The organism is Pararhodobacter sp., assembly GCF_034676545.1.
Taxonomy (GTDB): domain Bacteria; phylum Pseudomonadota; class Alphaproteobacteria; order Rhodobacterales; family Rhodobacteraceae; genus Pararhodobacter.
On the sequence record NZ_JAUCBZ010000015.1, the window covers coordinates 1,901,664 to 1,921,532 of the forward strand.

The 19,869-nt window shown below is 63.0% G+C and carries 18 protein-coding genes and 1 pseudogene; 11 read left to right on the forward strand and 8 right to left on the reverse strand.

The window, feature by feature from the left end; genetic code table 11:
• Window positions 1–12: 12 nt before the first annotated feature.
• Window positions 13–342 (reverse strand): SMR family transporter, encoded by a 330-nt coding sequence (locus VDQ28_RS12920; protein WP_323036323.1) that lies wholly within the window; start codon window positions 340–342, stop codon window positions 13–15.
• A 415-nt stretch (window positions 343–757) separates the two neighbouring features.
• Between VDQ28_RS12920 and VDQ28_RS12925 the strand changes: the two are divergent.
• From VDQ28_RS12925 to VDQ28_RS12945, 5 genes and pseudogenes are all read left to right on the forward strand, one after another.
• Window positions 758–2,960, forward strand: a pseudogene (locus tag VDQ28_RS12925) (NADP-dependent isocitrate dehydrogenase).
• Window positions 2,961–3,055: 95 nt separating this feature from the next.
• Window positions 3,056–3,541, forward strand: a complete 486-nt coding sequence (locus tag VDQ28_RS12930) for a hypothetical protein (protein ID WP_323036324.1) — start codon at window positions 3,056–3,058, stop codon at window positions 3,539–3,541.
• Window positions 3,542–3,654: 113 nt separating this feature from the next.
• A complete protein-coding gene (gene rsgA / locus VDQ28_RS12935; protein WP_323036325.1) occupies window positions 3,655–4,734 on the forward strand; it encodes a ribosome small subunit-dependent GTPase A in 1,080 nt (359 codons plus the stop codon).
• A 168-nt stretch (window positions 4,735–4,902) separates the two neighbouring features.
• Window positions 4,903–6,354 (forward strand): IMP dehydrogenase, encoded by a 1,452-nt coding sequence (gene guaB / locus VDQ28_RS12940; protein ID WP_323036326.1) that lies wholly within the window; start codon window positions 4,903–4,905, stop codon window positions 6,352–6,354.
• Window positions 6,355–6,434: 80 nt separating this feature from the next.
• Entirely contained in the window at window positions 6,435–6,722 is a 288-nt protein-coding gene (locus VDQ28_RS12945; RefSeq protein ID WP_323036327.1) for a DUF4389 domain-containing protein, read from the forward strand.
• Window positions 6,723–6,733: 11 nt separating this feature from the next.
• Here the strand turns inward: VDQ28_RS12945 and VDQ28_RS12950 are convergent, their stop codons facing one another.
• The 5 genes from VDQ28_RS12950 to VDQ28_RS12970 form a co-directional block, all read right to left on the reverse strand.
• Window positions 6,734–7,468, reverse strand: a complete 735-nt coding sequence (locus tag VDQ28_RS12950) for a sulfotransferase (protein ID WP_323036328.1) — start codon at window positions 7,466–7,468, stop codon at window positions 6,734–6,736.
• Between the two features lie 17 nt (window positions 7,469–7,485).
• Window positions 7,486–9,321 carry a M3 family oligoendopeptidase gene (locus tag VDQ28_RS12955; protein WP_323036329.1) on the reverse strand — a complete coding sequence of 612 codons (1,836 nt, stop codon included), beginning with the start codon at window positions 9,319–9,321 and terminating at the stop codon, window positions 7,486–7,488.
• A 165-nt stretch (window positions 9,322–9,486) separates the two neighbouring features.
• Window positions 9,487–10,443: a hypothetical protein gene (locus VDQ28_RS12960; RefSeq protein WP_323036330.1), complete on the reverse strand. Its 957-nt coding sequence runs from the start codon at window positions 10,441–10,443 to the stop codon at window positions 9,487–9,489.
• Between the two features lie 120 nt (window positions 10,444–10,563).
• Window positions 10,564–11,604, reverse strand: a complete 1,041-nt coding sequence (gene bmt, locus VDQ28_RS12965) for a betaine--homocysteine S-methyltransferase (protein WP_323036331.1) — start codon at window positions 11,602–11,604, stop codon at window positions 10,564–10,566.
• Between the two features lie 141 nt (window positions 11,605–11,745).
• Window positions 11,746–12,060 carry a DUF1476 domain-containing protein gene (locus VDQ28_RS12970; protein ID WP_323036332.1) on the reverse strand — a complete coding sequence of 105 codons (315 nt, stop codon included), beginning with the start codon at window positions 12,058–12,060 and terminating at the stop codon, window positions 11,746–11,748.
• A gap of 224 nt (window positions 12,061–12,284) precedes the next feature.
• Between VDQ28_RS12970 and purC the strand changes: the two genes are divergently transcribed.
• From purC to ppsA, 5 genes are all read left to right on the forward strand, one after another.
• Complete coding sequence (gene purC, locus VDQ28_RS12975) at window positions 12,285–13,046, forward strand: phosphoribosylaminoimidazolesuccinocarboxamide synthase (RefSeq protein WP_323036333.1); 762 nt, start codon at window positions 12,285–12,287, stop codon at window positions 13,044–13,046.
• A 10-nt stretch (window positions 13,047–13,056) separates the two neighbouring features.
• Window positions 13,057–13,299 (forward strand): phosphoribosylformylglycinamidine synthase subunit PurS, encoded by a 243-nt coding sequence (purS, locus tag VDQ28_RS12980; RefSeq protein WP_323036334.1) that lies wholly within the window; start codon window positions 13,057–13,059, stop codon window positions 13,297–13,299.
• Window positions 13,300–13,508: 209 nt separating this feature from the next.
• The gene (locus VDQ28_RS12985; RefSeq protein WP_323036335.1) at window positions 13,509–13,937 is read left to right on the forward strand and encodes a peptidylprolyl isomerase; all 429 of its coding nucleotides are present in this window, start codon (window positions 13,509–13,511) and stop codon (window positions 13,935–13,937) included.
• Between the two features lie 97 nt (window positions 13,938–14,034).
• Entirely contained in the window at window positions 14,035–14,622 is a 588-nt protein-coding gene (locus VDQ28_RS12990) for a thymidine kinase (RefSeq protein WP_323036336.1), read from the forward strand.
• A 99-nt stretch (window positions 14,623–14,721) separates the two neighbouring features.
• Entirely contained in the window at window positions 14,722–17,124 is a 2,403-nt protein-coding gene (gene ppsA / locus VDQ28_RS12995) for a phosphoenolpyruvate synthase (protein ID WP_323036337.1), read from the forward strand.
• Between the two features lie 81 nt (window positions 17,125–17,205).
• Here the strand turns inward: ppsA and VDQ28_RS13000 are convergent, their stop codons facing one another.
• Complete coding sequence (locus VDQ28_RS13000) at window positions 17,206–18,669, reverse strand: replicative DNA helicase (RefSeq protein WP_416349426.1); 1,464 nt, start codon at window positions 18,667–18,669, stop codon at window positions 17,206–17,208.
• A 158-nt stretch (window positions 18,670–18,827) separates the two neighbouring features.
• A complete protein-coding gene (locus tag VDQ28_RS13005; RefSeq protein ID WP_323036339.1) occupies window positions 18,828–19,502 on the reverse strand; it encodes an orotate phosphoribosyltransferase in 675 nt (224 codons plus the stop codon).
• A gap of 158 nt (window positions 19,503–19,660) precedes the next feature.
• Between VDQ28_RS13005 and VDQ28_RS13010 the strand changes: the two genes are divergently transcribed.
• On the forward strand, window positions 19,661–19,867 hold the full coding sequence (locus VDQ28_RS13010) for a heavy-metal-associated domain-containing protein (protein WP_323036340.1): 207 nt from the start codon (window positions 19,661–19,663) through the stop codon (window positions 19,865–19,867).
• The last annotated feature ends 2 nt before the right edge of the window (window positions 19,868–19,869 follow it).

The following is a 19,869-nucleotide window of genomic DNA, read 5'->3' on the forward strand; positions in this document are numbered from 1 at the left end:
GTTCTGACGGGTTCAATGCGGCGTCGCGCTGGAAAACAGGTTGATCACCAGGATCCCGGCGATGATCAGGCACAGGCCCAGAACCGCCGGCAGATCGAGCCTCTGGTTGAACACCACAAAGCCGATCACCGCGATCAGGCAGATCCCGACCCCAGACCAGACCGCATAGGCGATGCCCACCGGAATGGAGCGCAACACCAGCGCCAGGAGCCAGAACGACACCGCATAGGCGACAATGGTCAGCGTCGAGGGCCAGAGCCGCGAGAACCCGTCGCTGGCCTTGAGCGCGGTGGTGCCGATGGTTTCAAAAAGAATGGCGATAGTCAGCAGGAGCCAGGGCATGGAAACGGTCCGATCGCGGGAAGGTCTGCCGCCTGTGTGTCAGGTTCGCGGGCGGCGGGGAAGGGGGGACGGGAGGAAAGAGGGAAAGGGGGGGGGGGAGCGTGCCTCAGGGCCATCGAGGCCCTTCGGCCCGCCGGGAGGTTTCACCTCCCACGGCGCTGGCGCGCCTCCCACCAGGATATTTCTGGAACAAAGACGCAGGTGCGCAAGAAAGCGCGGGGGTGTGTGATGGGGCGGGTTTGGGAAAGATTGTTTAACTGTATACCATTGCACACAATTGACTTGGGGGGTGATTCTCGATAGAGGACAGAGCGATCCAATGGGGCAGCGGCGAGGGCCTTCCTGCTCTGAATTCCCTGTATTACGGCACCGGGTTTCGAATGCTGGCCGGTGATGTCGATTACGCTCGCAAAGGATGCTGACCATGGCACAGACCCCTGACATTATTTACACCAAAGTCGATGAGGCCCCCGAGCTGGCGCGCGCCTCGCTCGAGCCGATCATCCGCGCCTTTGCGGCGCCTGCCGGGATCAGCATCGAGACCCGCGACATTTCGCTGGCCGGTCGTATTCTGGCGGTTTTCCCGGATTTTCTGACACCCGAGCAGCGCATCAGCGATGATCTGGCGGCCCTGGGCGAGTTGGTGAAAACGCCGGATGCGAATGTCATCAAACTGCCGAACATTTCCGCCTCGATGCCTCAATTGGAGAGTGCGATCAAGGAATTGCAAGGGCAGGGCTATGCGCTGCCCGAGTATCCGCGCCCCCGCGACCGACGCCGAGCGTGACATCAAGGCGCGTTATGATTCGGTCAAGGGCTCGGCGGTGAACCCGGTTCTGCGCGAAGGCAACTCGGATCGGCGTTCGGCCAAGGCGGTGAAGGAATACGCCAAGGCCAATCCGCACCGGATGGGCAAATGGACCTCTGCGTCCAAGACCCATGTGGCGTCGATGGCGGGCAATGATTTCTACGCCAATGAGAAATCCACAACCATCACCGCTGCCCAGGCCGGGGGCGCGAAAATCACCTTTACCGGTGCGGATGGTGCCGAGCGCGTGTTGAAAGACGGGCTGAAATACATCGAGGGCGAGGTGGTTGACGCGACTTTCCTCTCGGTGGCTGCGCTGCGCAAATATATCGCCGCCGAGATTGCCGCGACCGAGCCGGGCGTGTTGTTCTCGGTGCACCTCAAGGCGACGATGATGAAAGTGTCGGACCCGATCCTGTTCGGCCATTTCGTCAGCGTTTATCTGGACGATTTCATCGCCAAACACGGCGCGGCGCTGGACAAATTGGGCTGGAACCCGAATTCGGGCCTTGGCGATCTGGAGGCCCGTATCGCCGGCAACGCCACGCTGGAGGCCGACCTCAAGGCCGCCATGGCCGCGCGTCCGCCGCTTTATATGGTGAATTCGGACAAGGGGATCACCAACCTGCATGTCTCGTCGGATGTGATCATCGACGCGTCGATGCCGGCGATCATCAAGGCGGGCGGCAAGGGTTGGGGCCCGGATGGCGCTGAGGCTGACACGAAATGCTGCATCCCTGACAATTGCTATGCAGGGGTCTATGACGAGACGGTCAAGTATTTCAAGGAGACCGGCACGCTGGACGTGACGACCTGTGGCGCGGTGTCGAACGTCGGCTTGATGGCGCAAAAGGCCGAGGAATACGGCAGCCACCCGACCACTTTCGAGGCCCCCGCCGATGGTACGATCCGCATCGTGCTGGCCTCGGGCGCGGTGTTGCACGAGCACGCCGTTGCAAAGGGTGACATCTGGCGCTCGTCGACCGCCAAGAAAGCGCCGATCCTCGACTGGATCAAGCTGGGCATTTCGCGCTTCAAGGCGACCGGCGCGGGCGCGTTCTGGCTCGATGCCAAGCGCGCGCATGACGCGGAACTGATCAAATACGTCAAGCCCGCGCTGAAAGCCGCCGGCATCGACATTCCGATCATGGACCCGCGCGCCGCGACCCGGTTCAGCTTCGAGACCATGCGCGCCGGCAAGGATTGCGTGACCATCACCGGCAACGTGCTGCGCGACTACCTGACCGACCTGTTCCCGATTCTGGAACTGGGCACCTCGGCCAAGATGCTGTCCATCGTCAAGCTGATGCAGGGCGGCGGCATGTTTGAAACCGGCGCGGGCGGCTCGGCCCCCAAGCATGTGCAGCAGCTGGTCGAAGAAAACCACCTGCGTTGGGACAGCCTTGGCGAATTCTGCGCGCTGGGCGAAAGCTTCAATTTCCTCGCCGAGGAAAAGGGCCGCGCCAAGGCTGCGGTCTTGGGCAAGGCGGTGGATGTGGCGACGCAAAAGCTGTTGGAGCATGGCAATTCACCGCAATACAAGGTGGGCCAGAACGACAACCGGACCTCGCATTACTGGTTCGCGCGCTACTGGGCCGAGGCGTTGGCGGCTCAAGGTGACGACGCGGAGTTGGCGGCGCATTTCGCACCGGTCGCGGCCGCGCTGGCCGGGAATGAGGCCAAGATCATTGCCGAGTTGCAAGCGGCAGAGGGCGCGCCGGTGGATCTGGGCGGCTACTATCATGCCGACCCGGCCAAGGTTGCCGCGGTGATGCGCCCCTCGGCCACGCTGAACGCGATCATCGGCTGAGACCCGCACAACACGATGACGAAAAGCGGCCCCGAACGGGCCGCTTTTTGCGTTTACAGCCGCGTCAAGGGCGGGGCATTGCATGACCCATCGCCTTGGTCAAACTGCAGGCGCGGCGCGAGGTTCACGCTCAAAACTCGGATTGCGAAACGGCTGTCAACCCGGTTGTGCCGGATATTCAGCGACATCGACACGCCGCCCATACCGGACGCGAAGCGGCATTTCGCGAAAACCCGACTGTGCGCCGTTTTCACGATATCCTCTCCACACCGGCCCGGATTTCTTCCAGCGACGGCAAGAACCGGCGCATGTTCAAGGTCAAGTCCTACCGCTGTGTGATCCGCTCCAACGCCGCACAAACGGCTGTTTTATCGGCATTTCTCAAAGCCACCCCGCAGGTGACGACTGCCGCCCCCTCGTATCTTGATCCGGGCAAACATATTCCGCGCCATCGCGCTGTTGCGGGACATCAAACGCCCGGTCACCCGGCTGACACATCGGATCGCGTTTCGCGTGATGATGAGTGGTGGCTGGCTGCACGCTTTGCGCAAAGCCCGGATCATGCGCGCCCGACAAGATAACCGGCGGGCCAAGGGCTTGCGTATCTTTCCTGAAGCACAGGCGGCGCGGATCGTTTATACTTTGTCCGCGCGACCGGCACAGGACCCTGAGTCGCAGTTAACAGTAGGCGGGAATGACCGAACAGACGACGCCCGAGGGCACCCAACAGCCATCCGTGACTCTGCGTGAGTTGGGCTGGAAACCGTTTTTCCAACATCAACTGGCGGTCGATGAGGCTTACATCGGCCTGCGCCCCGCCCGCGTCACGGCGGTGCGGCGCTCTGGCCTGCAAGTGCTGGGGCCGGGCGTCGACACGGCCCTGCCACCCTTTATCGACGCCGAGGGCGGCGATAGCGCCAACGCAACGATTGGCGATTGGCTGCTGTTGGACCCCGAACTGCCCACCGCGCGGCATATGCTGGAGCGTTTCAGCCTGTTCAAACGGCGCGCACCGGGCACCGGCCGCGAGGTGCAGCTGATTGCCGCCAATGTCGATACGGTGTTCATCGTCACCTCGTGCAGCCAGGATTTCAACATCGCCCGGCTGGAACGTTACCTGACCCTTGCGCGCCAGGCCGAGGTCACGCCGGTGATCGTGCTCACCAAGCCCGATCTGGCCGACGATCCCGAGTCCTATGTCGAACAGGCGCAGGCCCTCGACCGCGCGCTCTGCGTCGAATTGGTGAATGCAACGCAAGAGGCGGGCGTGCAGCGTCTGCTGCCGTGGTGCGGGCGCGGGCAGACGGTGGTGTTTGTCGGCTCGTCCGGGGTCGGCAAATCGACACTGGTGAAAACCCTGACCGGGCAGCAACAGATCGTCACACAAGCGATCCGCGAAGATGACGCCAAGGGCCGGCACACCACCTCGAGCCGCGAGTTGTACCAGCTGGAGAGCGGCGCCTGGCTGGTCGATACGCCGGGCATGCGGGAACTGGCCTTGTCCGACGTCAAGGAGGGGCTCGACGTGGTTTTCGCCGACCTCTCGGACCTGTCGCAACACTGTCGGTTCAGCGATTGCGCACACGAGGCCGAACCGGGCTGCGCCGTCAAAGAGGCCATCGAACGCGGCGAAATCGACGCCGCCCGCGTGCAGCGTTGGAAGAAACTGGTGGCCGAGGACGCGTTCAACGGGCAAAGCCTCGTGGAACGCCGCGCGCAAAGCCGGGCACTGGGCAAAATGATCAAGACCGCGATCAAGGGCAAAAGGCGTTAGCGGCATCCATCGGGGGTAGGGTGTGTGCTTGCACGCACCGAACCTCGGGCCTGCCCGCGCAATCTTGGCGCGCGAACCACAATCTGTCGTGTTGCCTCTTTTCTTTTCCCCTATCCCATGAGATAGGGCCGTGCCAAGCGACAACTCCCTCACTCACAGGAGCATTCCATGCGTATTCGCGAGGCCCTTACCTTTGACGACGTCCTTTTGGTCCCGGCAGCCTCCTCGGTCATGCCGTCCACGGCGGATGTCTCGACCTTCGTCACCCAGTCGATCCGGCTGAACATTCCGCTGCTGTCCTCGGCAATGGATACCGTCACCGAGGCCCGCATGGCGATCGCAATGGCGCAGGTCGGGGGCATGGGGGTGATCCATCGCAATTTCGGCGTCGAGGAACAGGCCAACGAAGTGCGCCGCGTGAAGCGTTTCGAATCCGGCATTGTCTTCAACCCGATCACACTGCGGCCCGATCAGACGCTGGCCGACGCGCAGACCCTGGCCGCGCAGTACAACGTCACCGGCTTTCCGGTTGTCAGCGAGGACGGCCGCGTTGTCGGCATCATCACCAACCGGGATATGCGGTTCGTCAGCAACCCGCAAACCCCGGTCCACGCCATGATGACGAACGACAATCTGGCGGTGATGCGCGAACCCGCCGACCGCGAAGAAGCCCGCAGCCTGATGCACGCGCGCCGGATCGAAAAGCTCCTGGTGGTTGACGCGCAGGGCGCGTTGACCGGGCTCCTGACGCTGAAGGATACCGAAAAGGCGGTGCTGAACCCGATGGCCTGCAAGGACGATCTGGGGCGGCTGCGGGTTGCGGCGGCATCGTCGGTGGGCGACGCGGGCTTCGAGCGCTCCGTGGCGCTGATCGAGGCCGGAGTGGACCTGTTGGTGATCGACACGGCGCATGGCCACTCGATTTCCGTGGCCGAGGCCGTGGCGCGCGTCAAAGCCTTCTCGAGCAGCGTTCAGGTCATGGCGGGCAATGTCGCGACCGGCGACGCCACACGGGCCTTGATTGACGCGGGCGCGGATGCGGTCAAGGTCGGCATCGGGCCGGGCAGCATCTGCACCACGCGCATCGTCGCCGGGGTTGGGGTGCCGCAACTGACGGCGATCATGGACAGCGCCGAGGCCGCGGGCGACATCCCGGTGATCGCCGATGGCGGCATCAAATTCTCGGGCGACTTCGCCAAGGCCATCGCGGCCGGGGCGTCCTGCGCGATGGTCGGCAGCGCGATTGCCGGCACCGAGGAAGCCCCCGGCGAGGTGATCCTGTTCCAGGGCCGCAGCTATAAATCCTACCGCGGCATGGGCAGCCTGGGCGCCATGGCGCGCGGCTCAGCGGATCGCTATTTCCAGAAAGACGCAGCCTCGGACAAACTGGTGCCCGAAGGCATCGAGGGTCAGGTGCCCTACAAAGGCCCGGTCGGCGGCGTGATCCATCAAATGGTCGGCGGTTTGCGCGCGGCGATGGGATACACCGGCAACGGCACGGTCGCAGACATGCGCAAATCTTGCAATTTCGTGCGCATCACCGGCGCGGGGCTCAAGGAAAGCCATGTGCATGACGTTCAGATCACGCGGGAAAGCCCGAATTACCGGATGGGCGACTGATCTTCGCGCAGAGATCACTTGCTGGACACCGGTCGCTGCGGCAAAGTCACGCGGACCTGTTTCAAGTTTGAAGGCCCACCATGAGCCCGCTAGACGACGATGATGATGGATTCGAGCCCGGCCCCCGCGAGTTGTGGCCGCGGATCTTGTGGATTGTTGTGATCACCATGCTGATCAGCGTTGCACAATCCATCCTGTTTGTCGTGGCAACGCTGCAAGTGTTGATCATGATTGCCAACAAAGGACATCCCAACGAAGAGTTGGGGGATTTCGGCAGTATGGTCGGGGCATGGGTGGCGAAGGCCGCACGGTATCAATCCGCGGCCAGCGATGAGAAGCCCTGGCCCTGGACGCCGATGGGGTCGTAACCTGCGGGGGGTTAAACTGTCGTTGGCAATTCCGCGTCCAACCACTGCCCGCGCCCGGTTTCATTGAAATACCGCGCCAGAATTTCCGGGTTTTCAAAGCGGTCGATGATCCGGTTTTGCCCCTGTTTCACCAATGGCGAGGCCAGATCAGGCTGCGGCGTGACGCCTAGAAAATCCTGAACACGCTGGCGGAAATCAGGCGCGAACAACCCTGCATAGCTGACCATCAACATTGGATTGTCCAATGTTTTCAGCCACGCACGCAGTAGAAAATCCTCGTTCACCAAGCGGTTGCACTCGGACGCTGTCCAAAATGGTGCGGCCTCGATCTTGGGGGCGACGGGGGCGGCGTTGGTTGCCGTCCATTGTCCGGTTTTCGCCACCTGACGGCCCGAGGCGAATTGCGCCAGCTTGTTCTCGCGATACACGTAGATCAGTTTCAGCGTCGGGCGTTGGGGCACAAATTGCGCGAAAAGGGCCGGGTGGTGTTGAAACAGCACCTTCGCCCCCAACATGCGCCCGCCGACGTGCATCCCTTCACCCGCCAGCATCCGTTCCATGAACCCGACCGGATCACGGTCGCGGGCGATCACGGCGTCAAGGCCGGCGGTCTTGGTGCCGTTGTCGTCGATCTGCCACGGGTCGAACAATTCGCCACGGCAATGCAGTTGCGCATGCGCATTCAGCAGCGTTTGCAGATACGTCGTGCCGCTGCGCGGCTGGCCGATGATCAGGAAGTTGTCCATGCGAAGACCTCCGACGTTCAGTCTTCCATCGCTTCGAGTTCGTCGATGAAGCCTTCGATCATGCTCAGGCCTTTGTCCCAGAACGCCGGGTCGGAGGCGTCGAGGCCGAAGGGGGCCAGCAGATCCTTGTGATGTTTCGAACCGCCTGCGGACAGCATGTCGAAGTATTTATCTTCAAATCCCTCGGGTTGGTCGCGGTAGACAGCATAAAGCGCATTCACCAGCCCGTCGCCGAAGGCATAGGCGTAGACGTAGAAGGGCGAGTGGACAAAATGCGGGACATAGGACCAGAAGGTCTCGTAGCCATCCATGAAGGTGAACACCGGCCCGAGGCTTTCGGCCTGCACTGACATCCACAGGGCGTTGATGTCATCGGGGGTCAGCTCGCCCTCGGCCCGTGCGGCGTGCAGTTTGCATTCAAAATCATAGAACGCGATCTGGCGCACAACCGTGTTGATCATGTCCTCGACCTTTCCGGCCAGCAGGGTCTTGCGTTCGGCCGGGGATTTCGCGTTCGTCAAAAGGCGCTGAAACGTCAGCATTTCGCCAAACACCGAGGCGGTCTCGGCCAAGGTCAGTGGCGTCGCCGACAAAAGCTCGCCTTGTCCGGCGGCCAGCCGTTGATGCACGCCGTGGCCCAATTCATGGGCCAGCGTCATCACGTCGCGCGGTTTGCCGAGGTAGTTCAGCATCACATAGGGATGCACGGTGCTGACCGTCGGATGCGCGAAGGCACCCGGCGCCTTGCCCGGCTTCACGCCGGCGTCGATCCAGCCCGCGTCAAAGAAGGGCTCGGCCAATTCGGCCATTTTCGGCGAGAATTCGGCATAGGCGCTCATCACCGTTTGGCGTGCCTGATCCCAGCCGATGGTCTTGGGCGGGTCGATTGGCAGCGGTGCGTTGCGGTCCCAGACTTCAAGTTCCTCAAGGCCCAACCACTTGGCTTTCAGCGCATAGTAACGGTGGCTCAGGCGCGGATAGGCGGCAACAACCGCGTTGCGCAGGGCTTCGACGACTTCGGGTTCGACGTGGTTCGACAGGTGGCGACCATGTTGCGGGGTTGGCATCTTGCGCCAGCGGTCGTGGATTTCCTTGTCTTTGGCCAGCGTATTGTGCACCCGCGAGAACAGGCGGATGTTGGCGTCGAACACTTTGGCCAGCGCGCGCGCCGCGGCCTCGCGGCGGGGGCGTGAAGGGTCGGTCAGCAGGTTCAGCGTGGCTTCCAGCGACATCGGGTCATCTTCGCCCTCGACGGTGAACGACAGCCCGGCCATCGTCTCGTCGAACAGACGGTTCCACGCCGAGGCGCCGACCATCGACTGATCGTGCAGGAATCGCTCCAACTCGTCCGACAATTGATGCGGCCGCATGGCGCGCATCCGCTCGATCACCGGGCGATAGCGGTTCAACTCGGCGTTGGCGGACAGCAGCGCCTCCAGTGGTGCGTCGTCGATGCGGTTGAATTCGAGGCTGAAGAACACCAGCGGCGTGGTGGCGACGGTCACGCGTTCCTGCGCGTCGGCCATGAATTTGGCGCGCTCGGAATCGGTGGTGTTCTGGTAATACCGCAGCCCGGCATAGGACATCAAACGCCCCGCGGTGATGTCGATGTTTTCGTAGGTCTGGATGCAGGCCAGCAATCCGGCGGCATCCAGCGTGGTCAACTTGCCCTCATAGGTCGCCGAAAATTCGGCGCAGGCCTGATCCAGCCAGTCGAAATCGCGCGCCACTTCGGGGGCGTCGGGCGCGGTGTAGAGATCGGACAGGTCCCATTCCGGAAGGTCGCCCAGAGACGTCCGCGCGGGTTCGGTATCGAAATGTCGAAGGTCGGTCAGGGCGGGAAGTCGGAACATAGATCATCTCTCCAAGCGGGTTCAGAGGGATGTAGTCAAAGGCTTGACGCCTGACAACCCGACTCGGGCGTGGCGCAAGGGTCGGCCCGGCAAATGAGCCCCGGGCGTGTTTTCAGGGGCGCGCCGTGCCGCCGGCGGGCGCGTTGCCGCCCGAGCCGCGCAGGATCAACCGTAGTCGGGCGCACTGCGATCGACCGTTGGCGGGGCATCATAGCGGTCCACGGTCTCGCGTTCGTTATAGCGGTCCACCGTGGGGCTTGGCTGGACTCGATCGACCGGGTAGTCCCGGGTGCCTGATGAATGGTTGCTGATATAGTCGTCGCGCAGCTTGCGGAAGGCCTCCTCTGCCAGTGCGATGGCGCGGCTGTCGCTGCCATTTGCAAGCGCCGCTTGATAGGCCAGGTACATGTAATCAACCGCGCGCTGCATTTCCATGCGATCGCCGGATTGGGACGCGCTGGTATATTTTTCGTAGATGTCGTCAATCAACTGCGTGAATGCCTCCGGGTCGTAGCGGCGGAATTCGTCGGTCAGGTTGCGCGCTTCTTCGTCGGCGAAGGCCATCAGTTCATAGCGTTCGCGCCCGTCATCGACCCCGCCACCGCTGCCCGATCCGCCACTTCCGGATCCGCATGCACCACCACTGACCACGCCGGTGATGGCAGCCTTCAGGTCGTCGAAGGATTGCACGTCGCCTGACAGGGCGAGGCGGCGACGTTCGAGTTCCTGCGCTGCGAGATAGGCGTAATCGAGGATTTCGTTGACATAGGCTTCGGGTTCGCCAGCCTCGTGCAGGATGTTGGTCTTTTCAACGATCTCGGCATAGATTTGGCGGATCTCGTCATCGCTCATGGTTGCGAATTGTTCGTTGACCCGGATTGCGACGGCTTCGTTGTCGCCGGTCAGGATTTGCAATGCATAGGCAGGGGCGTCTTCGCAGACCACGGCAACCTCGGTGTCGTTGAGCCTCGCGCTCATCGTGTCGCTCAGGCTGTCCGCGCCGCCGCGAAGGATGGCGGTCGCGCCAAGGCCGATGCCGACGGTCGCCGCTGCCAGAACCACCCATTCGACGGTGACACCGCCGGACTCCTGCCTCAGAAATCTCCGAATACGCGTTTGCATCGTAGCGCCCCATTCGTCACAAAAAAGAACCAACTTTGAGACGAATAGAACCCAAACCGGGCGAATCTGGGGCAGGGCGGTGGCGGAACTGTGAAAGCGCCGCCGATACGCCGCGTCGGCTCAGGTCCGGCGGCGGCCCCGGCGGGCGCGGCCGTGGTCGTGGGTGGGGTCGCCGCAGCCGCTGGGTTCGGTGCCGTCGGAGTCGGATGAGAACGGGCCCAGAGCGGTGGTGATCTGCTCCAATGTCGGACGCTCGCCGCGCGGCCGGGTGTCGAGTGCCTCACGCATGGCGCGCAGGTGTTCGGGCATGGTGCCGCAGCAGCCGCCAATGATAGTCGCCCCGCAATCGCGGGCCAGAACGGCATAGTCGCCCATCAGCGCCGGTGTGCCATCGTAACGGATCGCGCCATCGACGAATTTCGGGATGCCGGCGTTGCCTTTGGCGACAATCGGCATCTCGGGGCCCGCCGAGGCCATGCCCAGAATGGTGCGCAACAGATCCGACGCGCCGGTGCCACAATTCGCGCCCAACGCGTTGGGCGGGGTGGCCAGTTTGCTCGCCTGTTTCACGAAATCCGCCGAGGTGACGCCCATCATCGTGCGCCCGGCCGTGTCAAAGCTCATGGTTCCGACCCAGGGCATTCCGGCGCGCGCGCAGGCTTCGGCCGCCGCCCGATATTCTTCGAGCGCCGAGATGGTCTCGACCCAAAGGATATCCGCGCCGCCCTCTTTGAGACCCTCGGCCTGTTCGTGGAACATCTCGACGGCAACCGCATGGGACATCGTGCCAATCGGCTCGAAAATATCGCCGGTCGGCCCCATCGACCCCGCAACCAGCACCTTGCGCCCGGCCTTGTCCGCCACCGCGCGGCCAATCTCGGCCCCGATCCGGTTCAAGTCCCGCACCCGGCCCTGCGCCTGATGCAGCTTGAGTCGGCTGGCGTTGCCGCCAAAGGTGTTGGTCAGGAACAGGTCAGAACCCGCCTCGACCGCATCGGTATAAAGCTTGGTGATCCGGTCCGGGTGATCGACGTTCCAAAACTCGGGCGCATCGCCCGAACTGAGCCCCATGTTGAACAGATTGGTTCCCGTGGCGCCATCGGCCATCAGAAAACCACGTTCTTCCAGAAGGGCGGACAGGGGATTGGTCGATGGGGGCATTGAGAACCTCGGAACTGAAAAACGCACCGCGAAACACGGTGCGTTTTGTCAATGACACATCCCGCGTCGCGCTGCAATTGGACGGCTTTCACAACCGCAAGGAGCTGCGCCTTTGTCTGACGGGCACCGACCGAGGCGCGATCAGCCCTCGTTCATCAGTTTGGTCTGCGCCTCGACCAGCAAGGCCGCCATCTTGGCGCGGATGGTGGCCTCGTCGGCCTTGCCGTGCAGATCCTTGACCAGCTTGCGGATCACGTCCTCATGGCCTTCCTCCTCGAAATCAGCCTTGATGACTTCCAGTTCATAGGCCGCCACGTCGTCGCCGGTCTTGCCCAGCAATCCGGCCGCCCAGGTGCCCACCGCCCTGTTGCGGCGCGAGATCGCCTTGAACGCCATTTCAGCGTCATGGGCGAATTTGTTTTCAAAAGCGTTTTCGCGTTCGTCAAAAGTGCTCATGGTCGGGGCCTCGTGTCTTGGTGCAAGAGATGCGTTTCCCCTCCAGATATGGGGGGAACGGGGGCGGGCTGCAAGCCTTGTTTATGCACCTTGCCACGACAGTCCTCAAGAACCGGACCCGCAAATCGGGTCTCGCGCTTGCGGCACTGCACGGCATGGCGTATAGGCTGCGCAGAATGCAGCTGCCCGCGGATCGTTTGCGGGCCTTCGGGGAATCACCAGTCATGGCACGACGCACCAAGGTCTACGAGGGCAAAGCAAAGATTCTGTATGAGGGTCCCGAGCCGGGCACCTATGTGCAGTATTTCAAGGATGATACCACCGCCGGGGACGGGGCCAAGATGGCGCTGATCGAAGGCAAGGGCGTGTTGAACAACCGCCTGTCCGAATATTTCATGAATGGCCTCAACGAAATCGGCGTGCCGACGCATTTCATTCGTCGTCTGAACATGCGCGAACAGCTGGTGCGCGCTGTCGAGGTGATTCCGCTGGAAGTTGTGGTGCGCAACGTCGCCGCCGGGTCGATCTCCAAACGGTTGGGGATCGAGGAGGGCACGCCTCTGCCGCGCCCGATCGTGGAATTCTACTACAAGAACGACGCGCTGCACGACCCGATGGTCAGCGAGGACCATATTCTGGCGTTCGGCTGGGCCACGCATCAGGATCTGGATGAAATCGTCGCGCTGGCGCTCAGGGTCAATGATTTCATCTCGGGCGTGATGATGGGCGTCGGCATCAAGCTGATCGACTTCAAGATCGAGATCGGCCGCATCTTCGAGGGCGATTTTCAGCGGCTGGTGGTGGCCGATGAGATCAGCCCGGACAGCTGCCGGCTGTGGGATGTGAAAACCGGGGAAAAGCTGGACAAGGATGTGTTCCGCCGCGATTTGGGCAACCTGTCCGAGGCCTATACCGAGGTGGCGCGGCGGCTGGGCGTGATGCCGGCCAGCGCGACGCCGATTGTCAAACCAACACTGATGAATTGAGGGTGTGCCGATGAAAGCGCGCGTGCATGTGATGCTCAAGACCGGCGTTCTGGACCCCCAGGGCGAGGCCGTGCGCCGGGCGCTGGGGTCTTTGGGATTCGACGGCGTCGAGGGCGTGCGTCAGGGCAAAGTGATCGAACTCGACCTCGCCGAAACCGACCGCAGCAAAGCGGAAGCGGCGGTCAGATCGATGTGCGACAAGCTCCTGGCGAATACCGTGATCGAGCGCTACGACATCGACCTGACCGACTGAGGCCTTGAAATCGGGCGTAGGGTGTGTGCTTGCACGCACCATACCTCAACGCCAAGCCAAGGTGCGTGCAAGCACACACCCTACGATCCGTTGCACCTTTTGTCGGCGCATGGGTTTTCCCCCGGCAAAAACCGCGTTACGTTGTCGCTTCATTGGAGCGGCGCATCGATGTCCGCCTCCGCCATTCATTCCGATTTCGAGGAAAATCCATGACTCAGGCCAAGGCGGGTGACACCGTTCAGATTCATTATACCGGCACCCTGTCGGACGGCAGCGTGTTTGACAGTTCCGAGGGCCGCGATCCGCTCAGCTTCACGCTGGGCTCGGGGCAGATCATTCCGGGCCTGGACGCCGCCATTGATGGCATGGCCGTCGGCGAGCAAAAGACCGTCACCATCCCGGCGGATCAAGCCTATGGCGCGCATAATCCCGACGCCGTGCAGGCCATTCCGCGCGACCAGATCCCGCCGGAAATCCCGGTTGCGGCCGGCACGCAATTGCAGATGCAGACCCCGGACGGTCGCGCGGTTCCGGTTGTCGTGGCCGGTGCCACCGATGAGCATGTGATGATCGACGCCAACCACCCCCTGGCCGGCAAAGACCTGACCTTTGCGGTCAACATCGTGTCGGTCGGCTGAACACACGGATCAGGGGTGGACGCGACAACACGCGCCCACCCCCAGACCCTTGCGTTTTCCGGTTTGCGCGCGCGATCAGTCGCGCTAAACCACCCGCATGGCCAAGCTCTATTTTCACTATTCCACCATGAATGCCGGCAAGTCGACGATCTTGCTGCAAGCCTCGCACAATTACGGCGAGCGCGGCATGCAGACCTATCTGATCACCGCGCAATTCGACAATCGGGCGGGCGAGGGGCGGATTGCCTCGCGCATCGGCATCGGTGACCCGGCTGATACCTTTGCCCCCGGCGAGGATATGTTCGCCAAGATCAAGGCCCGGCTCGATCAAGGCCCCTGCGCCTGCGTGTTTATCGACGAGGCGCAATTCCTGTCGCACGTGCAGGTCTGGCAACTCGCCCGCGTGGTGGATGACCTGCGCGTGCCGATCATGTGCTACGGTCTGCGCGTCGATTTCCGGGGCGAATTGTTCCCCGGTTCCGCCGCTCTCCTCGCCTGGGCCGATGAAATGCGCGAGGTGCGCACCATTTGCCATTGCGGCAAGAAGGCCACGATGGTGGTGCGTCTGGGACCGGATGGCAAAGCCCTGCGCGACGGCGCTCAGGTGCAGATCGGCGGCAACGAGACCTATGTTTCGCTCTGCCGCCGCCATTGGCGCGACGCAACCGGCGACACCCCGACCTGACACCACACCGCCCCGGAAAAGTGCGCGCCTTTGACGTCCATCAACGCGCATTGTGTCGAAAGCGCGCAGACTGCGACCCAGCAAAGGGGAGTCGTCGTCATGTCAGAAGATATCCTGTGGTTCGAAACCCTGCGGCGCGAGGATGGCGCGCGGGTGGGCGGCAAGAATTCCAGCCTGGGCGAAATGGTTCAGGCCCTGGCGGGGCAGGGGATCGCCGTCCCGCCCGGTTTTGCCACCACCGCCGACGCCTTCCGGCGCTATCTGGCCCATAACGATCTGGAGGCGGTCATCGCCGATCATCTGGCGCGGCTCGACGATGGCCGCCAAACCCTGCAGGAAACCGGCGCCCTGATCCGCAAGGCGATCATCGCCGGGGAATGGCCCCCCCGGATGCAAGCCGCGCTGCTTGCAGCCTATGCCGACCTTGGCGCGCGCAGCGGCGACGGCGAGCCGTCGGTTGCCGTGCGCTCATCCGCCACCGCCGAGGACCTGCCCGAAGCCAGTTTCGCCGGGCAGCAGGAAACCTTCCTGAACGTGCGTGGCCCGCATGCCCTGCTGGCCGCGTGCCGCCGCTGCTACGCCTCGCTTTATACCGACCGCGCCATCACCTATCGCCGCTTGCATGGCTTCGACCATCAGGCCGTGGCGCTGTCGATCGGCGTGCAACGCATGGTGCGCTCCGATCTCGGCGGCGCGGGGGTGATGTTCTCGATTGATACCGAAACCGGCTTTGACAAAGTGGTGCTGATCAACGCCGCCTGGGGGCTTGGCGAGACGGTCGTGCAAGGCGCGGTCAGCCCCGATGAATATCAGGTGTTCAAGCCCCTGCTGGCCGAGGCCTCGCTGTCGCCCATCGTGGAGAAACGCCTTGGCGCCAAGGAAATCAAGATGATCTACGCGGGCACCGACAGCGGCGAGACCAAGACCCTGCCAACCGCCAAAGCCGAGCGCGCGCGCTTTGTCCTCTCCGAGCCCGAGATCCTGAAACTGGCACAAATGGCCGTCACCATCGAGGCCCATTACGGCCAGCCGATGGATATGGAATGGGCCCGCGACGGACTCACCGGCGATCTGTGGATCGTGCAGGCGCGGCCGGAAACCGTGCAATCGCGGGCGGGCGCGGCCGTGCTGCGGTCGTTCGATGTCGGCGCCCATGGCGCGCCGCTGACGCATGGCCTCGCGGTTGGGCAAGCGGCCATCAGCGCGCCGGTCTGCCTGATTGAAAGCCCCAAAGACATGGACCGCTTTGTCGATGGCGCGGTGCTGGTCACCCCCACCACCGACCCCGACTGGCTGCCGATCATGAAACGCGCCGCCGCCATTGTCACCGACCACGGCGGGCGCACCAGCCACGCCGCCATTGTCAGCCGTGAACTTGGCCTTCCTGCCATTGTCGGCTGCTCGGATGCGACGCATGTGCTGCATGACGGACAACTGGTCACGGTGGTCTGCGCCGGGGGCGATGAGGGCGTGGTCTATGATGGCGCCGCCGAGATCACCGAAACACGGATCGACCCCGGACACGCCCCCAAAACCCGCACCAAAGTCATGCTGAACATGGCCAACCCGGCGGCGGCCTTCCGCTGGTGGCGGCTGAACGCCGATGGCGTGGGCCTCGCGCGGATGGAGTTTGTGATCACAAGCACGATCAAGGTGCATCCACTGGCGCTGACCCGGTTCGACCAGATCACCGACCCGGACACGCGCGCCCAGATCGAGGCCCTCACCCGCGGTTCCCCCTCCAAGCCCGCGTATTTCATCGACAAACTCGCGCGCGGGTTGGCGAAAATCGCGGCGCTGGTCTGGCCAAAGCCGGTGATCGTGCGCATGAGTGATTTCAAGACCAACGAATATGCGGGGCTCTTGGGCGGCGCGCAATTCGAACCCACGGAAGAAAACCCGATGATCGGCTTTCGCGGCGCCTCTCGCTACCCGTCACCCGAATATGCTGACGGGTTTGCACTGGAATGCGCCGCCATCGCCAAATTGCGCGGCGCGATGGGCTTTGCCAATGTCATCCTCATGGTCCCTTTTTGCCGCACCCTGGCCGAGGCCGATGCCGTGCTCGCCGAAATGGCGCGTCACGGCTTGGCGCGCGGCAAGGATGGCCTGGAAATCCACGTCATGGCCGAGATCCCGTCCAACGTGATCCTCGCGCAGGATTTCGCCACACGGTTCGACGGGTTTTCCATTGGCTCCAATGACTTGACCCAACTCACCCTGGGCGTGGATCGCGACTCCGAACGCCTCGCCCCGGTGTTCTCCGAGCGCGACCCGGCGGTGTTGTGGATGATCCGAACGCTGATCGACAAAGCCCGCGCGGCCGGCAAGCATGTGGGCCTTTGCGGCCAGGCCCCCTCGAATGACCCCGAGTTCGCGCAGATTCTCGTCGCCGCCGGGATCGACAGCATCAGCGTCACCCCCGATGCCTATATGGCGGTCAAACGCAATGTCGCCGCCGCCGAGCAACCAGAGCCTGACACCGCCCGATCCCGACACTGAACGCGCCCAACATCATCTTGCCAAAAATACTCTGGGGGGTGAGGCCGCAGGCCGAGGGGGGCAAAGCCCCCCAAACACGCCTCAATAGTCAGAGCCACCGCCCGACTGCCAGGGCTGCACCAAATTGCCGAACCGGGTGAACTGCCCCTCGAACGACAGGCCCACGGTGCCAATTGGCCCGTGGCGCTGCTTGCCGATCACCACCTCGGCCTTGCCGTGCAGCATTTCCATTCGGTCCTGCCACTTGGCCATTTCATCCAGCTTGTCATCCGAGGGCTTCTCGCGCTCGACATAATATTCCTCGCGGAACACGAACATCACCACATCCGCATCCTGCTCGATCGAGCCGGATTCGCGCAGATCGCTCAGCTGCGGGCGCTTGTCCTCGCGGCTTTCCACCGCGCGGCTGAGCTGTGACAGGGCGATCACCGGAATATGCAATTCCTTGGCGATGGCTTTCAGGCCCTGCGTGATCTCGGACACCTCCTGCACCCGGCTCTCCTTGGACGAGCCGCGCAGCAGTTGCAGATAGTCCACCATCAGCACATCCAGCCCATGCGTGCGCTTGAGGCGACGCGCGCGGGCGGCGACCTGTGAAATCGGCAGCGCCGGCGTGTCGTCGATGAACAGCGGGCAGGCCTCCAGTGATTTCGCGGCCTCGACGAAACGGCGGAACTCCTGCTCGGTCATGTCGCCGCGCCGGATCTGTTCGGACGGCACTTCCGAGGCCTCGGACAGGATGCGCGCGGCCAATTGTTCGGCCGACATCTCGAGGCTGTAGAACCCCACCACCCCGCCGTTCACCGTGCCTTCGGTGCCGTCGCTCTTGATGCCGCGTTTATAGGCCTTGGCGATGTTGAACGCGATATTCGTCGCCAGAGAGGTTTTGCCCATCGACGGACGCCCCGCCAGAATGATCAGGTCCGAGGGGTGCAATCCGCCCAGTTTCTTGTCCAGATCGACCAACCCCGTCGAGATCCCGGCCAGACCACCGTCGCGTTGATAGGCGGTGTTGGCGCTGTTCACCGCGTCGGTGACAGCGCGCAGGAAGGACTGGAAACCACGCTCGGCGACGCCTTGCTCGCCCAGTTTATAGAGCCGCTGCTCGGCCTCGACGATCTGTTCGCGGGGCTCCGACGAGACCTCGACCAGCGCCGCCTTGGCCGAAATATCGCGGCCCAACTGGATCAGATCGCGCCGCACCGCCAGATCATAGATCATCTGCGCATAATCACGCGCGGCATACGAGGCAATCGCCGCCCCCGCGATCCGCGCCAGATACGACGGCCCGCCCAACTCCTTGAGGCCCTCGTCATCCTCCATGAACGCCTTGATCGTCACCGGCGAGGCCAGCGCGTTTTTCTGAATCCGCGCGGCGGCGATGTCGAAAATCCGCCGGTGCACCGGTTCGAAGAAATGCTCCGAGCGCACCAGCGACGACACCCGGTCATAGACGTCATTATTCGTCAGGATCGCGCCCAACAATTGCTGCTCGGCCTCGATATTGCTGGGAAGAACGTCGGTGTCTTGGCTCATGTCGGGCATGTTGGGGCGGATCACGGTGACTTCGGTCATGGGGGAAACTCCTGCTGACCGCTTATGCCAAACCCACCGCGCGCGGGCAACGTCGGCGGCGGGAATAACGGTGGATCATTCTGTGGACAACCGGCAAGCCCCTGACGGTGCAGGGAAAGAAAACGCGTTTACGCGCCGGGGGCTGTCCAGGCCCGCGGATTGCGCAGGAACACCTCGACAGAATCCAGGGTTTCCGTGTCGAAATCGCCGTTGCGGCGCGCCTCGGTCAGCACATCCCACCAGGTGCACAAATAATGCAACGCCACGCCATGATCACCAAGCCGTTGTTCTGTCTCGGGAAAAATCCCGTAATAGAAAATCACCGCGGTATGCGCGCAGCTTGCCCCGGTCTCGCGGATCGCATCGACAAAGCTCAACTTCGAGCCGCCATCCGTCGTCAGATCCTCGACCAGCAACACGCGCTGGCCCTCGGTCATCACGCCCTCGATGCGGGCGTTGCGGCCATATCCCTTGGGTTTCTTGCGCACATAGGTCATCGGCAGGGCCATGCGCTCGGCGACCAAAGCAGCAAACGGAATGCCCGCCGTCTCACCGCCCGCGATGTTGTCGAACGCTTCGAACCCGGCGGCGGCCATGACCTTGGCGGTCAGGAAATCCATCAAGGTCGCGCGGATGCGCGGGTAGGAAATCAGCTTGCGGCAGTCGATATAGGTCGGCGCCTTGTTGCCGCTGGCGTGGGTGAAGGGCTCGCGCGCGTTGAAATGCACAGCACCGATATCCAGCAACATGCGGGCGGTCAGGCGCGCCATCACGGCGGGGTCGATATGGGTGGTGGGGATCATCGCGGCCTCCTGCGGGTTGCACGCGCGCGGCATAGCGCCTTTGCCCCTGCATGACAACCGACCGTGATGGTCGCGTGACTGGGTTCCGGTGGCTGTAAGGCTTGACAGCCCGGGCCTCGCAGCGTTTCGTCAAGGCGAACCCAGACCCGGAGCCCCCTATGACCGCCCCCATCATCCTCGCTGTTCCCGACATGAGCTGTGGCCATTGCCGCGCCAGCATCACCAAGGCGCTCGCGCCGTTGGGCGTTGATCCGGCATTCGATATGGAGACCCGCCGCGTGACCATCACCGCCGATATCGCCGCCGACACGGCCATCGCGGCGCTCGACAAGATCGGTTTTGATGCGACGCAAGTCACTGACTAAAC